The sequence below is a fragment of the Streptomyces inhibens genome, assembly GCF_003389455.1.
GTDB lineage: Bacteria > Actinomycetota > Actinomycetes > Streptomycetales > Streptomycetaceae > Streptomyces > Streptomyces inhibens.
In genome coordinates this window covers 1-14,865 of record NZ_QUAC01000144.1, presented here as the reverse complement: position 1 = coordinate 14,865, position 14,865 = coordinate 1, and the positions used below count along the sequence as shown (strand labels likewise).

The window sequence follows — 14,865 nt, the reverse complement described above, 5'->3', positions numbered from 1 at the left end:
GGCGCGGTGTCGTACGGTGCCGCCCGCTCCGGCAGGTGTGCGGACCGCCCGGCGGCGGGGGCGGCGGGAGCGGCCCCGCCGAGCGCCACCCCGGCGCCGATCGCTCCGGCGGTTCCCAACAGCGCGCGTCGTGACGGTCGGCTCACGTGTGCCCCCACTGCTCGGTGGTAACAACAGACCCGTGCGGAGGGCACGCTAATGGTCGGTCAGCCGCGGTCCAAGTAGGCCAGGACCGCCAGCACCCGCCGGTTGTCGTCGTCCGACGGCGGCAGCTCCAGCTTCCCGAAGATGTTGGAGGTGTGCTTGGCGACCGCCCGCTCCGTGATGACCAGCCGGCTCGCGATCGCCGTATTGGACCGGCCCTGCGCCACCAGCTCCATCACCTCCACCTCGCGCGGTGTCAGCCGCGCCATCGGCCGGTCCCGTGAACGCCGCGACAGCAGCTGCGAGATGACCTGCGGATCCATTGCCGTACCGCCGGCCGCCACCCGGCGCACCGCATCCACGAACTGCTCGGCGTCGAAGACCCGGTCCTTGAGCAGATAGCCCACCCCGCCGCTGCCGTCCGCCAGCAGCTCGCGCGCGTACAGCTGCTCCACATGCTGGGAGAGCACCAGCACCGGCAGCCCCGGCCGGGCCTTCCGGGCGGCCAGCGCACACTGCAGCCCCTCGTCGGTGAACGACGGCGGCAGCCGCACATCGACCACCGCGACATCCGGCTCCCGCTCCGCCAGCGCCCGGGTCAGCTCGGGACCGCTCTCCACCGCCGCGACGATCTCGAAGTCGTACGCCTCCAGCATCCGGACCAGCCCGTCCCGCAGCAGGAAGAGGTCTTCGGCGAGCACTACGCGCACGGAATCTCCATCGTCACCAGCGTCGGGCCGCCTGCGGGGGAGCTGACGGCGAGGATGCCGTCGAATGTACCGAGCCGGCGGTCGATACCGCGCAGCCCCGAGCCGTCCGTGCCCGCACCGCCCGCGGCCACCGGCCGCAGCACGGCGCCGCCCCGCCCGTTGTCCCACACCGTGATCCGCAGCCGGCCCCCGAGATGCTGGATGTCGACCTGGACCCGGTCGGCGCCCGCATGCTTCGCCGCATTCGTCAGCACCTCGCTGACCGCGAAGTACGCCGCCGACTCCACCGGCGCCTCCAGCCGCCGCGCCAGCTCCACCTCCACCTCGACCGGGACCGCCATCCGCAGCGCGAGCGCCCGTACGGCATCGCCCAGACCGCGCTCGGCCAGCACCGGCGGATGGATCCCGCGGACCAGATCGCGCAGCTCGGTCAGCGCCTCGGCGGAGGACTCACGGGCCCGCACGAGCATCTCCCTGGCCCGGGCCGGGTCCTTCTCCAGCAGCGCCTCGATCGTGCCCAGGCTCATGCCCATCGCCACCAGCCGGGCCTGCGCGCCGTCGTGCAGATCCCGCTCGATCCGGCGCAGCTCGGCGGCCGAGGCGTCCACCGCGTCGTGCCGGGTCTCGGTCAGCCGCGCCACCCGCTCGGTCAGATCGGCCTTGGGTGGTGTCAAGAACGCCGCGGCGAGCAGGAAATGGGCCCGCAGCAGCGCCGGATTCCCGTACCACGCCAGGGCCAGCAGACCGGCACCGAGCACCGGCGCCGCGACCAGCATCGCCGGCTGGTCGGTGGGCAGAAATCCCAGGCCGATGATCTCGCCGCCCAGACCGGTCAGCCACTCCAGGAACGGCAGCAGCACAAACCCCGCCCCGTACCCGATCAGCGAGGGCGGCAGCAGCGCCAGCAGCATGCCGGCCGACGCGTCCACCGGCAGCCACAGCAGCTCCCGCCAGGTCGCCGGATCCCGCAGCAGCACCGCGCAGCGCCGCGCCCGGCCGACCGGGCCGTGGCCGAGACCGGCGGGGAAGGGACGGTACGCGGCGGGGATGCGCACCCCGGCCAGGTCGTACCCCCACACCCGGCGCAGATGCGCATACCCGCGGGCCCAGGACAGCACCAGCGGAGTCGTGAGGATCCCCACCCCGACGACCATCAGCCCCATCGACACCACGATGAGCACGAACAACGCGACCGAACCCGCCTCCACGGCCACCGCGAGCCCCAGTCCCCGGACCGCGGCGACCAGTGTTCTGCGGACCCTCATCCGTTCGCTCCCTGGGCTTCACGCGCCCGGCCGTCGGACACGGGAACAGTCTGCCGCGTAGAGAAGGGCCAGGTCATGGGGTTACGCCCCCGGCAGGGGTGTACCCAGCACCACCGCGGAGCAGCGCACCGGCTGCCCCGCGCGGCCCGCCGGTCCCCGCAGTCCCCCACCCCGTCGCATTGCACGCCTCGCACAGCCTCCCCACTCCCCATGGAGGGCTCCCATGAGCATGGCATCGACCGCGTCCGCCGCCGTCCCCGGCACCGCCCCGGCCGCCGCACCCGTGCCCGCTTCCGCTCCCGCACCCACCGACCCCGGATACACCGCGGAGATCGCCGACACCCGCGAGCAGATCCGCGCCGCCCAGCGGCTGCGCCACCAGGTCTTCGCCGAGGAGATGGGCGCGACCCTGCACTCCCCGCTGGCCGGCCACGACATCGACGCCGTCGACGACCTCGCCGACCACCTGGTGGTCACCCACACCGCCACCGGCGAGGTGGTCGGCACCTACCGGCTGCTGCCGCCCGGCCGCAGCCCGCGGCTGTACTCCGACGGCGAGTTCGACCTCGGCGCCCTGGCGGCGCTGCGCCCCTCCCTCATCGAGGCCGGCCGCTCCTGTGTCCACCCCGACCACCGCAGCGGCGCGGTGATGACCCAGATGTGGGCCGCGCTCGCCCGCTACACCCTGCTCTCCGGCCACCGCTACCTCGCCGGCTGTGCCTCCGTCCCGCTCGCCGACGGCGGCACCGCCGCCACCCACGCCTGGGAACTGGGCCGCACCCGCTACGCCGCCCCGCCCGAGCTACAGGTCACCCCGCACCACCCCTGGCACTCGGCCGTCCCCGCCCCCGAGCGCCCCAGCCTCGCCGAGCTGCCCCCGCTGCTCCGCGGCTATCTGCGCATCGGCGCCTTCATCTGCGGCGCACCCGCCCACGACCCCGAGTTCGATGTCGCCGACTTCTTCGTCGTCCTGGACATGGAGCGGCTGGGCGACCGCTACCGGCGCTACTTCCTGGGGGAGCGGTGAACGGCCCCTGGGACGTCTGGTCCGACTGCACCCCGGGCTGCGCGACCCATGCGCTGCCGCGGGTGCCGGCGACCGAAATCGCCCGGCGCGGCGCCGTGTTCGCCCACAAGGTGCGCCGCGCGCTGACGGACGGCGGACGGATGGCCGATCCGGTACGGCTGCGCGCTCACGCCGCGGGGCTGCTCTCCGCGCTCGGCATACGCGTCGAGGGCGCGGCCTCGCTCACCGCCGAAGGCGGCCCCGGCACCCTGATCGTCGTCAACCACATCTCCTGGCTCGACATCCCCGCCCTGCTCGCCGTCGAACCGGTCACCCTGCTCGCCAAGCGCGAGGTCGGCGGCTGGCCGGTCGTCGGCGGCCTGGCCCGCCGCGCCGGTACATACTTCATCGACCGTACGAGCCCCCGCCAACTTCCCCACACCGTAAGGGAGTTGTCCGAACTGCTCGCCTCCGGGCGGTCGGTGGCGGTCTTCCCGCAGGCCACCACCTGGTGCACGCCCGATCAGGGCGTCTTCCGCCGGGCCACCTTCCAGGCCGCCATCGACGCGGGCGCCCCCGTCCGCCCGGTGACCCTGAACTACACCCAGCAGGGGCTGCCCAGCACCGTGGCCGCGTTCTGCGGCGAGGACACCTTTGCCGCCTCCCTGCGCCGGGTGCTCGCCGCCCGCGCGCTGACCGTCCGCGTCACCGCACATCCGGCGCTGACGGCGGCGGACGCCGGCCTGGACCGGAGGGCGCTGGCGGCGCTGGCGGCCGGGGCGGTGCTGGGCGGCCGGCAGAGGACGGGAGCGGCGGTACGTGGCGCGCAGGTTGCGGCCGTATCACTGCGGGATGCGTCACAGCCGGCTGCGCCCGTGCGGGACACCCCGGCCCATGTTTGAGCAGCTGGACCAGCTCACCGAGCCGCTCCAGGGCATGCTGGGCTCGCCCTGGCTGTGGCTGATCGTCCTGCTGGTGTCCGCTCTCGATGCGCTGCTGCCGTTCATGCCGAGCGAGACCACCGTCGTCCTGGTCGCGGTGCTCATCGGCCCCGATCTGCCGCTGCTCGCCCTGCTGGCGGGCGTCGCGGCGGCCGGGGCGCTGGCCGGTGACTGCCTTGGCTACACCGTGGGGCGCTACGCGGGCCCGCGGGCGATCGGACGGCTGCTGCGCGGCGAACGCGGCCGGGCCCGGCACACCAGGGCCCGCACGATGGTCGAACGGCACGCCGCGCTGCTCGTCATCGCCGGCCGCTTCGTGCCCGGAGGGCGGGTGGTCGCCGCGCTGTCGACCGGCAGCGTCCGCTTCCCGTTCCGCCGCTTCGCCGTGCTGGACGCGATCGGCGCGGGCACCTGGGCGCTGTGCAGTGCGGCGCTCGGCGGTCTGGGCGGCGCGGCGCTCAGCGATTCCCCGGCCAAGGGGATGCTGCTGGTCTCCGGGATCGGGCTGGTGGTGGCGGGGTGCGCGGGATATCTGTACCGGAGAGGAGATCCGGGCCGGCGGGGTGACCCGGACCGGCGCAGTGACCCGGACCGGCGCGGTGACCCGGATCGCGGCGGTGCCCCGGATCGGCGGCGGTCGTGCCGGCGCACGATCGTCACCGGCCGGGCGGGGGAGCGGCTCCCCGCCCGGCCGGGCCCGCGGCAGGAGGGCGTCTGAGCCCGGGCCTCAGACGCTCGGCACGTACTTGTAGCCGACCCGCCGCACCGTCACGATCGACGACCGGTGCTCCGCGCCCAACTTGCGGCGCAGCCGGGCGACATGGACGTCGACGGTGCGGCCGTCGCCGACATGCCCGTACCCCCACACCGTGGTCACCAGCTGGTCGCGGGTGTGCACCCGGTGCGGATGGGCGACCAGATGGGCCAGCAGCTCGAATTCGAGGTACGTCAGGTCCAGCGGCCGGTCCTGGACCCGTGCGGTCCGCTGCTCGGGGTCGATCCGCACGATCTCGTCGCCGGTCGGCGCGGTCACGTCGGGCCGGTCGGCCGGCTGCTGGGCGGCGGCCTGCTCGGCCGGTACGAGGACGAGATAGCCGACCATCGGCGGCTGGCCGGGCAGCGCGGGCAGGCTGTGCTGAGGCGCCGGCAGCCAGGTCGCGCCGGAGTTCAGCAGCTCGGCGACCGATTGGAGACTGTGCCGCGATGGGAGCCCGGGGGAGCCTCCACTCGGGGCCGCGGCGGCCTCGTCGGGTGCCACGGCGCGCAGTCGGTGGCGGTGGGGGTGCGGGGTGGGGGTGGTGAGGGCGGAAACGGGAGCCGTCGCGGAACCGGCGGTCAGGGTACGGACGTTCGTCATCAGGAGTCAGCTCTTTCGCGCAGAGGGGCGTCGGGGACGTCGTGCGCGCGGGCAGGGCTGGGGACGCCGGTCAGCGGCGTCGGTGAGGCGTGTGCGGGCCCGCGCTCAGTGCGCGCGGCAACACAGACGGTCGAATGCGTGCGCCTGCCGGGACGGCCAGAAGGGCTCAAGGTCGCTGCGACCTGTCGCGGTGTCTGTAAGGCTGGCCATGGACCCCATTGAACCAGACGGTCGGTGATCTGTCCCTCGCCAGGGTGGCGCTGTGACGGGATTCCGCCGCGCCGCGGCCGGGCGGGCGCCGGGACCGGGGATGCTCCGGCCCCGACTCGGCTTTTGCGCAATGGAGTTGAGGGGCGGCCCGGCACCGGGCACGGTGGCCGGAATCCGATGCGCGGGCATGGTGCCGCCTATGCCGGCTTCGGCCTTGGACTCCGGTCGCCTCCCCTCCGCATTCCCGCGCCCATCGCCACCCCGAGCGTGAGCGCCGCCAGATGCCCGGCGTCGGTGAACGTCCGCCCGCGGCGCAGCACCGGCCGTATCCCCAGCGCCAGCAGACCGGCCGTCGCCGCGGCCCGCGCGCCGCGGTGGGGGACCGTCGCGGCGAGCGCGCCCAGCGTGGCGTAGAAGCCGTAGCTGGCCCCGACATCGACGGCCCGCGCGGTCGCGTCCGGAGGATGTGTGCACACCCGGCCGCGCAGGCCCGCGTAGACCAGCAGGCTGGCGCCTACATGGCCGGCCGCGAACACCCCTGCCGCGCGCGGTACGCCCCAGCGTGCCTCGGCCGTACCGAGGGTGGCGAGCAGCGCGGCGCCGTACGGCACCGGCAGCGGCTCCTCGACGAACGCCGAGCTGGTGGCCAGCGTGTGCCATCGGCCGGCCCGCAGATTGGTGACGTTGGTGGAGTGTGTACGCAGCAGTTCCGTGCGCCGAGGGCCGGGCAGCCGCGCGGTGGCGTACGCACCGAGCTGCAGGGCACCGACGTACAGCGGCGCGAGCCAGGGCACGGCGGTCGGCGTGGCCCGCGGCCGGGGTATCCGCCGCAGGGGCATCCGTCGCATCTCAGACCCCCATCGGCAGCCGTTTGCGCCAGTCCAGCGGGGCGACGTCGATGACCCGGTCCGGATCGCCGTCCCACTGCACCGGCAGGCCCGCCTCGGCGAGCGCCGCCACCACCGTCCGCCCGACCGCGGCACGCTCCTCGGACGAAGCCTCCCCGGAACCTTCCGCAGACCCCTCCCCGTCACCTTCCCCGGCATCCGCATAGGCGCCGTAGCGGACCGCCAGGCCGTGGCCCTCCGCGGCCGACTCGGTGTCCTGGTAGTGGAAGAAGACGAAACCCCGGTCGCCCTCGGCGCGTTCGGCTCCTATCTCGGCGAGCCCGCAGCTGCTGCAACAGCTGAAGTTCATCCGGGCGGTCAGCCCCCGGGCGTCCAGCGCGGCGAAGGCCCGCCCGACCCGGTCCGGGTCGGTCACCTCGGGCCACTTCGCCTGCTCGGCGAGCCGCTCCTCCCACAGGCCCGCGACGATCCGCCGCGCCTCGTCCAGCGAGACCTGGGTGTCCTCGGGGTCGAAGGAGTCACAGACGCCCTGCGCGACATCATGGAAATTCCAGAACCCGGAACGTATCCCCTTACGGGCCTGCTCCTCGGCCGCCGCGCGGGTCTTTGGAGTCAGGCCGGGCGTCGAGTACAGATCCGCCGGCCGCCAGTCGAGCGCCGTACGCCAGGCCTCTCCGCCGCGCGCCCAGTCCAGGAAGGTGGCGACGACCGCCTCGACGTCGTCGCTCTCCACGCCGAAGTGCCGCTCCGGTCCGCCGTCGCGGTACTCCACCCGGAACGGCCCGGAGCCGTCCCGCCAGGTCTGGAGGTACACATGGGTCTCGTCGGGGATCCGCTCGACGACCACGAAATGGTCGTCGTCGGCGCCGATCCGCCGCAGCAGCCCGGTGAGTTCGGCCTCGGTCGGGTGCGCATGGTCCGCCCCGGTCTCGGTCTTGACGTTGATCGCAAGCATGCCCCCAGGGTGCCAGCCGCCACTGACAATCACCCTGACCGGCCCGGCCGCCACGACCGCCTCTGCCACGACCGCCTCGACCGGCCCGGCCGCCACGACCGCCTCTGCCACGACCGCCCCGACCGGCCCGGCCCAGGTCCCGGCACGCGAAGGGGCCGGACCAACCGGCCCGGCCCCCTCACGCGTTGCTCCGTCCGCGTCAGACCTGCTCGCGCCGCGCCAGCTCCGTGCAGCAGGTGTCCGTGATCAGACGGGTGACCACATACGGGTCGACGTTGGCGTTCGGCCGCCGGTCCTCGATGTAGCCCTTCTTCTCCACCTCGACCTGCCAGGGGATACGCACCGAGGCACCGCGGTCCGAGACGCCGTAGGAGTACGCGTCCCACGGGGCGGTCTCGTGCGCACCGGTCAGACGGTCCTCGATGCCGGTGCCGTACTGGCGCACGTGCTCCAGCGGCTTGTCGCCCTCACCCAGCGCCTCACAGGCGGTGATGATCGCGTCGTAGCCCTCGCGCATCGCGCGGGTGGAGAAGTTGGTGTGCGCGCCCGCGCCGTTCCAGTCGCCCTTGGCCGGCTTGGCGTCCAGCGACGCGGTGACGCCGAACTCCTCCGCCACCCGGTGCAGCAGCCAGCGCGCCACCCACATGTGGTCCGAGACCTCCAGCGGAGCCAGGGCGCCCACCTGGAACTCCCACTGGCCGGGCATGACCTCGGCGTTGATGCCGGACAGGCCGAGACCGGCCGCCAGGCACAGGTCGAGGTGCTTCTCGACGATCTCCCGGCCGAAGATCGCGCCGGCGCCCACGCCGCAGTAGTAGTCGCCCTGCGGGGCCGGGAAGCCGCCGCCCTCGGGGAAGCCGAGCGGCCGGTCGCCCTTGAGGAAGGTGTACTCCTGCTCGATGCCGAAGATCGGCTCCTGCCCCGCGAACTTCTCCGCCACCGGGCGCAGCAGGGCGCGGGTGTTGGAGGAGTGCGGCGTGAGGTCGGTGTTGAGCACCTCGCACAGCACCAGCAGGTGGTCGCCGCCGCGGATCGGGTCCGGGCAGCTGAACACCGGCTCCAGGACGAGGTCCGAGGAGTGCCCCTCGGCCTGGTTGGTGCTGGACCCGTCGAAGCCCCAGCGAGGCAGCCTGGAGGTATCCGCCAGGATCTTGGTCTTGGAACGGAGCGTGGCGGTCGGCTGGGTGCCGTCGATCCAGATGTACTCGGCCTTGATGGTCACGGGGTCCTCTTATACGGGTAGGTGCGGGTACGCGTGCGGGCGTACCGGAGCACTCTCGCAACGAGCCGTTTCCCGTCCATTGCCCAAATGTGAACCGCAGGTTACTCAGCCGGACATCCCGCTATTCCGAAGGTTTTCGCGCCCATATGCCCAAGATTCCATGGGGCAATATGTCCGCCTTTGTGGCTGACGGTGTGGCGGAGGCCTCAGTGGTGCTGCTTCAGCAGCGCCTCGAACCCCAGATGGCGGACGCGGCGCACCAGCTCCTGGCCGCTGATCCCCATCGCCTCCGCGGTGCGCCCGACATGCCACTCGTGCGAGGCGAGCCGATGCAGCACATGGCCGCGCCTGACCTGCTTGTCGGAGAGCCGGAACGTCTTGAGGTAGGCGACCCGCCCCTTCCCGTCCGTGATCGCCTCCCCGATGTGCTGCGCGCGGTGCAGCGCGAACGGCGGCAGGAACCGCGACAGCCGGAACCGCCCCATCCGGTACACCTGCCGTACGTCATAGGACTCGTCGAGCAGCTCGCCCGCCATCAGGTCGGCATGCTGCGCCTCCCACTCCAGCTGCCGCCGCTCGGCGGCCGAGCGCAGCTGTGCGAGCGAGGTGATGTACTCCGCCGCGATCCGGGTCGTGAACTCCGGCACCGGCCCGCCGTACAGGGCGTACTGGTACATCAGCTCGCCGTACAGGTCCTGAAGGAGGGAGGGGTGCAGCGCCCGGTAGTCGTCCGGATGCGGCACCACAAAAGCGGCGGCCAGGGAGTCGGCGACGTACACCATCACCCCGCACTGCCCCGGATGGATCTCGAAGATCCGCAGCGCATCGTCGAGACCGGGCATCTGCTCGCCCCGGTACGCCCACTCCGCACGCGGTGAGAGCCCGTCGCGCACCGCACGCCGGGTCCACTCCTCCCATACGACGGACGGCCCGCCGAAGTGCAGCGCCAGGTAGCCGTCGAGCGCGAGATGGAGCGGCAGAAAACGCAGCCCGCCCGAAGCGCCGCCGGATGCTCGCCCCTTCCCGCGCTGCCTCTGGACGAGCTTGCGCGGAAGGTGCAGCGGCGCGCAGGTCACCGGGCCGCGCTCATCGCTCAACTGCGAGCCGTACGCGGCGGCGGGCGATCCGTCACCCGTCCAGTTCGCCACGAAACCATGCGGAATGTACGAGATGTAGGACGTATGTCCGCCGGCCCGCACCGCCGTCGGCCCGTCCTCGTAGAGCTCGCGATGCAGCCGCAGATCACTGATCGGCTCCGCGCGCACCAGAGGGACGAGCCGGACCGCACCCCACACCTGTGCCGGGCGGGCCCGCAGCCCGCTCAGATCCAGCCTGCTCATACCGCGCCCCGCTCCCCGTCCGTTTCCTCCCCCAGGAACTGCCGCACCCGGTCGTCCATATGGGCCCGCAGCTCGGCGAGCCCCGTACGCCCCTCCGCGAACCGGGCCAGCTGCACCAGCGCCGGCAGATCCTCCGCATTGCGCACCCCGGCCGTCGGCACCGAAGGGGACAGCCGCCGTACGGCGAAGTCCTCGGCGTCGTACACCGGGTTGAGATGCACGAGGGAGGTACGGCGCTCCGGATCGAGGCGGGCCCGCCACACCCGGAGCACCTCGCCGGCCAGCCCCGGCGGCGCGTTGTCCCAGCCGTCCGAGACGATCACCAGCCGCTCCGGCGCGTACTCCAGCGCGTCCAGCAGCCGCATCCCCAGCGGCGTCGGCCCGTAGGGGTGGGCCAGCAGCGCGTCCTGCCGCCCGGACGTCCACAGCGGCAGATACGACCCCGCCAGCGCCTCCAGGAGAAAGTGGCAGGCCAGCGCGGTCGCCAGCGGACGACGCGGCTTCTGCCGCGAACCGGTCGTGGAGAAACTGTCGTCCAGCACGGCCGCCACCCGGCCCCACGTCCCGGCCTGCGCACCCGCCGTACGCATCGCCGCGGCCCGCAGCGCACCGGTCAGCTCGGCGCGCCGCGCGGCCCGGTCGTCGAGCGGGAGCCCGAGGACGTACGAGGCGAGCCGGGTCAGCGGCATACCGGCGAGATCGATGGCCACCTCGGCGCGGTGCGTACGGGCCGACTCCTGCACCCGCAGCCGCTCCAGCCGCGTCATCCGCGGCGCGATGCGCTCCAGGAAGGCGCGGCGGCCGATCCCGTGCGTCGCCGCGAACCCCTCGGCGACGGTGAACGGCAGCTCGTAGAGGGCGCCCTGCTCGTAGTGCGCCCGCCGCCAGGCGTCCAGCAGGGGAGTGGTGAAGTGCTTGCGGCGGCCCGGCGCGAAGAGGAAATCGCCCAGCTCGCCGCCGCTGTCGCCACCGCCGTCGCCGCTCCGTTCGCCGGGCGGCAGATGGGCGTGGCGCGCCGCGCACTTGAGGCCGGCGCGGTACTTCACCGCGTCCAGCGCCGGGTCCGGGCGCGCGGCGAGCCAGTCGCGCATGATCGCGCGGGTCCGGCGGTTGTTGACCTTGGCGCTGCGCAGCGCACGGAAGAGGCGGTAGACGCGCGGTGCCGGCAGCCGCGCCAGCCGGGCCGCGATCAGCCGCCCCTCGGCGCGCCGCTCCTGCTCCGTCGCCTCGCCCGCCGTCTCCAGCAGCCGGCGCACGATCAGCGCCGCATTGTGGTCGTTGATGTCCAGCGCGAGCGAAGCGGCGTACAGCGGGCGGTAGTTGATGCGTACGTACGCATGCAGAAAGTCCAGCGACAGGTGCTGCTCGGGCTCGTCGGAACGGAATTCGCGCTGCCCGGTGGAGGTGATCGCGGCATTCACGAACAGCAGCACGTCCTCGGCCGCCACCAGCTCCGCGGAGCTCGCCACGCCATCCACCCCCCCCCGGTAGTCGGATGCCGGCCGGGGAATGGGGGCACGAGCAGCGAATCGTTGCTTAGCAGAGCAGGTCCGGAAGTCGCACCGGAGTCCCGCGGCCGGCCCCCGAAACGTAACACCGCGGGCGCGCGCCGGTCATACGGATTACGGGACGGGCCCCGGGGCGCACGGATCGCGGCGCGGGCGTGCCGAATCGGCCTCCCGTCCCGTGCCCCGCGAGAGACTGGCCGCATGACGATCGTGCGTATCGGACTCCTCGGCACCGGACCCTGGGCGCGAAGCGTCCACGCCCCCGCCCTCGCCGCTCACCCCGGCGTCGACCTCACCGGCATCTGGGGGCGCAGGCCCGAGGCGGCCGCCGCGCTGGCCCAGGTCCACCGCGCCCGCCCGTACGCCACCCCCGACGAGCTGTTCGCCGACTGCGACGCCGTCGCGATCGCCCTGCCGCCGTCCGTCCAGGCCCCGTTGGCGGCCCGGGCCGCCGAGGCCGGCTGCCACCTCCTCCTGGACAAGCCGGTCGCCACCTCCGTGCCCGAGGCGCGCGCCGTCACCGAGGCCGCCGAACGCGCGGGCGTCGCCTCCGTGGTCTTCTTCACCGCCCGTTTCGGGGAGCGGGAAGGCGAGTGGATCGCCGCCCAGGCCGCGGTCGGCGGCTGGTTCACCGCACACGCCGACTGGCTCGCCGCGGTCTTCGCCACCGGCAGCGGCAGCCCGTACGCCCACTCGCCCTGGCGCCGCGAGAAGGGCGCCCTGTGGGACATCGGACCGCACGCGCTGTCCGTGCTCCTCCCGATTCTCGGCGATGCGGAAGCGGTCAGCGCCGCCCGGGGGCCGGCCGACACGGTCCTGCTGACGATGCGCCACAGCGGCGGCGCGGCCAGCTCGGTGACGGTCGGCCTGACCGCCCCCGCCGCCGCGTCCGGCGTCGAGGTCACCCTCCGCGGCACCGCCGGCATCACCTCCCTGCCCCGCCGCGAGGACGGCCCCGGACCGGCCTACCACCGCGCCGTCGACGCCCTGCTCACCGCCGCCGAGACCGGTCTGCCGAACGCCTGCGACCTCCACTTCGGTCTGCGTGTCACCCAGATCCTGGCGGCGGCCGAGGAGACGCTGATGCCGCTCATGCCTCTGGGGTCATGAACACATGGCGATTTTGGTCGTGGAGGGCATGAGTGAACCCTCGTAGCGTCGTGGGCGTCAGCCGCCCCGGCACGCACCAAGGGAGCACCGCCGCCATGACAGCCACGACACCCGCCACCGGCTTCACCAGCTACGNCAGCCACGACACCCGCCACCGGCTTCACCAGCTACGTCGACATGATCCTCGCCGCCCTCGCCCGCGATCCGTCCCGCGCGGTGGTGACCACGGTGGCCGACGCCGTACCGGCCACGGCGGACGGGAGCGGCGGCGCCGGCGGCAGACCCGGCACCCACGCACCCACCGACGCACCCGCCGAAGTCACCGCCGGCGCCTTACTCGCCACCGTCCACCGCATGGCCGCGGTCCTCGCCGACCGCGGCATCGGCCGCGACCGGACCGTCTCCCTCCTCAGCGGCAACCGCCCCGAGGTGCTCGCGGCCCGCTACGCCGCCAACCTCCTCGGCGCCCGTGTGGTCTTCCTCTACGACGGGATGGCCCCCGAGACCCTGGCCCGGATCGTGGAGAGCGTGGAAACCGCCTTGCTCCTCGTCGACCCGGTCCTCCACGACACCGCGCGGGCCGTGCTCGAACACACCAAGGGCCCGCTCCCCGAGGTCATGACCTTCGGCCCGGCGCCGGCCGCCCTCGGCCCCGACCTGCTGGCCGCCTGCGCGGCCCTCCGTACCACCCCTGTCGTCCCGAGCGCCGCCCGCCCGGAGGACGACTGGTGCATCCGGCACACCGGGGGAACGACCGGCATCCCCAAGGGGGTCCGGATGGCGCACGCCCCGTACGCCGCGATGATCACCCAACAGGCGCCGGTCGCCGACGGCGCGAAGCCCCGCTTCCTCGCCTGCACCTCACTGGCCCACCTGGCGGGCATCCTCACCGATGTCACGCTCGCGGCCGGCGGCAGCGTCGTGCTGCACCAGGCCTTCGACCCCGCCGCCGTACTCGCGGCCATCGCCCACGACCGGATCACCCACCTCTGGCTGCTGCCCCCGCTCCTCTACCGCCTCCTGGACGACCCCACCCTCCCCACCACCGACCTCGGCTCCCTCACCAGCATCACCTACGGCGGCTGCGCGGCCTCCCCGTCCCGGCTGGTGCAGGCCACCAAGGCCTTCGGCCCGGTGCTGTACGGGATGTACGGCATGTCCGAGGCGATGGTGATCTCCGTGGCCCTCCCGGAGGACCACACCCCGACCGGCCCCGGCGGCCGGATCACCGTCGGCCGCGCGCTGCCCGGCGTGGAGCTCGCCGTCCGCGACGCGGACGGGCGGGACCTGCCGGCGGGGGAGCAGGGGGAGGTCCATGTACGCTCCGCCGGCGTGATGAAGGGCTACTGGAAGCAGCCCGAGCAGACCGCGCAGGTGCTGCCCGGGGACGGCTGGCTGCGCACCGGCGACGTCGGCTGCCTGGACGACGAGGGCCGGCTCTACCTCGTCGACCGGGTCAAGGACCTGATCATCGTCGTGGGCGGCCATGTCCACCCGGCGGAGGTCGAGGACCTGCTGCACACCCACCCTGCGGTCGCCCACTGCGCCGTCTACGGGGTGCGTACGGTCGACGAGGCGGAGGAGGTGCACGCCGCGGTCGTGCCCGCCCCGGGGTACGACGTGGACGCCGACGACCTCCGGGCCTTCGTCACCGAGCACAAGGGAGCCCTCTACGCCCCCACAGTCGTCCGTCTCCTCGACGCGATCCCGCTCACCCCGGTCGGCAAGCCCGACAAATCCCTCCTGCGGGCGATGACCGCGACGGCCTGAGGAGGGCCCGCCCGGGAGGCCGGCGAAAGGGGCCTCCCGGAGTGCCGGCCAGGGGGTCCAAATCCCCCCTGGCCAGGGGCTTTTGTCAGTGGTGGCCAGTAGAATGGGAACCAGTCAGTGAGGGTTCATCCACGCTCCAGGAGGTCCGCCGATGGCCGCTGCCACACTCATGACGAAGCCTCTCCCGGCCCACCCACTGCCCAAGAAGCCGCTGCCCGCCGGATGGCCGCGCGAACGGTACGAATCCCACAACCGCCGCCTGAAGGCCATGCGTCTGGCCATAGCCCTGCTCGACACCGGCGTCTACCGCCCCGAGCAGGCCCACAACCGCAAAATCCGCAGCACCGCGGCCGAAATAGGGGTCCACACCCCGTCCGACACGACCTGCCGCCTGGTGCGCGCCCTCATCTACGACAACTGCTGACCGCCCCGGGCGCACCGCCCCCGGCACCACAACAGGGCGGCCGGCCCCGGGACTT

14 protein-coding genes are annotated in these 14,865 nt (G+C 73.4%); 6 read left to right on the top strand and 8 right to left on the bottom strand.

Annotated features, from left to right (window positions below):
- Window positions 1-206: 206 nt before the first annotated feature.
- Both DY245_RS18465 and DY245_RS18460 read right to left on the bottom strand, forming a co-directional pair.
- A complete protein-coding gene (locus tag DY245_RS18465) occupies window positions 207-854 on the bottom strand; it encodes a LuxR C-terminal-related transcriptional regulator (RefSeq protein WP_128508361.1) in 648 nt (215 codons plus the stop codon).
- Window positions 845-2,119, bottom strand: a complete 1,275-nt coding sequence (locus tag DY245_RS18460) for a sensor histidine kinase (protein ID WP_128508360.1) — start codon at window positions 2,117-2,119, stop codon at window positions 845-847. Before DY245_RS18460 ends, DY245_RS18465 begins: the two co-directional genes overlap by 10 nt.
- Before the next feature lie 223 nt (window positions 2,120-2,342).
- Between DY245_RS18460 and DY245_RS18455 the strand changes: the two genes are divergently transcribed.
- From DY245_RS18455 to DY245_RS18445, 3 genes are read left to right on the top strand one after another with little or no spacing between them, the layout of a single operon-like run.
- Window positions 2,343-3,146, top strand: a complete 804-nt coding sequence (locus DY245_RS18455; RefSeq protein ID WP_128508359.1) for a GNAT family N-acetyltransferase — start codon at window positions 2,343-2,345, stop codon at window positions 3,144-3,146.
- Window positions 3,143-4,027 carry a lysophospholipid acyltransferase family protein gene (locus DY245_RS18450; RefSeq protein ID WP_181923744.1) on the top strand — a complete coding sequence of 295 codons (885 nt, stop codon included), beginning with the start codon at window positions 3,143-3,145 and terminating at the stop codon, window positions 4,025-4,027. The genes DY245_RS18455 and DY245_RS18450 overlap by 4 nt, the downstream gene beginning before the upstream one ends.
- Entirely contained in the window at window positions 4,020-4,784 is a 765-nt protein-coding gene (locus DY245_RS18445; protein WP_128508358.1) for a DedA family protein, read from the top strand. Before DY245_RS18450 ends, DY245_RS18445 begins: the two co-directional genes overlap by 8 nt.
- A 9-nt stretch (window positions 4,785-4,793) precedes the next feature.
- Here DY245_RS18445 and DY245_RS18440 read toward each other — a convergent pair whose 3' ends face one another.
- The 6 genes from DY245_RS18440 to DY245_RS18410 all read right to left on the bottom strand — a co-directional run bounded on the left by DY245_RS18440 (window position 4,794) and on the right by DY245_RS18410 (window position 11,467).
- Window positions 4,794-5,423 (bottom strand): winged helix-turn-helix domain-containing protein, encoded by a 630-nt coding sequence (locus DY245_RS18440; RefSeq protein ID WP_128508357.1) that lies wholly within the window; start codon window positions 5,421-5,423, stop codon window positions 4,794-4,796.
- A gap of 407 nt (window positions 5,424-5,830) precedes the next feature.
- A complete protein-coding gene (locus tag DY245_RS18435) occupies window positions 5,831-6,481 on the bottom strand; it encodes a rhomboid-like protein (protein ID WP_244943113.1) in 651 nt (216 codons plus the stop codon).
- A 1-nt stretch (window position 6,482) separates the two neighbouring features.
- Window positions 6,483-7,436 (bottom strand): DUF6891 domain-containing protein, encoded by a 954-nt coding sequence (locus DY245_RS18430; protein WP_128508356.1) that lies wholly within the window; start codon window positions 7,434-7,436, stop codon window positions 6,483-6,485.
- 199 nt (window positions 7,437-7,635) lie between these two features.
- On the bottom strand, window positions 7,636-8,658 hold the full coding sequence (gene glnII, locus DY245_RS18420; protein WP_128508355.1) for a glutamine synthetase: 1,023 nt from the start codon (window positions 8,656-8,658) through the stop codon (window positions 7,636-7,638).
- A gap of 206 nt (window positions 8,659-8,864) precedes the next feature.
- On the bottom strand, window positions 8,865-9,998 hold the full coding sequence (locus DY245_RS18415; protein WP_128508354.1) for an ARPP-2 domain-containing protein: 1,134 nt from the start codon (window positions 9,996-9,998) through the stop codon (window positions 8,865-8,867).
- Window positions 9,995-11,467: a hypothetical protein gene (locus DY245_RS18410; RefSeq protein WP_128508353.1), complete on the bottom strand. Its 1,473-nt coding sequence runs from the start codon at window positions 11,465-11,467 to the stop codon at window positions 9,995-9,997. The genes DY245_RS18415 and DY245_RS18410 overlap by 4 nt, the downstream gene beginning before the upstream one ends.
- 240 nt (window positions 11,468-11,707) lie before the next feature.
- Here DY245_RS18410 and DY245_RS18405 point away from each other — a divergent pair, with 240 nt between their 5' ends.
- The 3 genes from DY245_RS18405 to DY245_RS18395 all read left to right on the top strand — a co-directional run bounded on the left by DY245_RS18405 (window position 11,708) and on the right by DY245_RS18395 (window position 14,810).
- Window positions 11,708-12,616 (top strand): Gfo/Idh/MocA family protein, encoded by a 909-nt coding sequence (locus DY245_RS18405; RefSeq protein WP_181923743.1) that lies wholly within the window; start codon window positions 11,708-11,710, stop codon window positions 12,614-12,616.
- A 177-nt stretch (window positions 12,617-12,793) separates the two neighbouring features.
- Window positions 12,794-14,386 (top strand): AMP-binding protein, encoded by a 1,593-nt coding sequence (locus tag DY245_RS18400; RefSeq protein ID WP_128508352.1) that lies wholly within the window; start codon window positions 12,794-12,796, stop codon window positions 14,384-14,386.
- 151 nt (window positions 14,387-14,537) lie between these two features.
- Window positions 14,538-14,810, top strand: coding sequence for a hypothetical protein (locus DY245_RS18395; RefSeq protein ID WP_128508351.1), 273 nt, complete (start codon window positions 14,538-14,540; stop codon window positions 14,808-14,810).
- The last annotated feature ends 55 nt before the right edge of the window (window positions 14,811-14,865 follow it).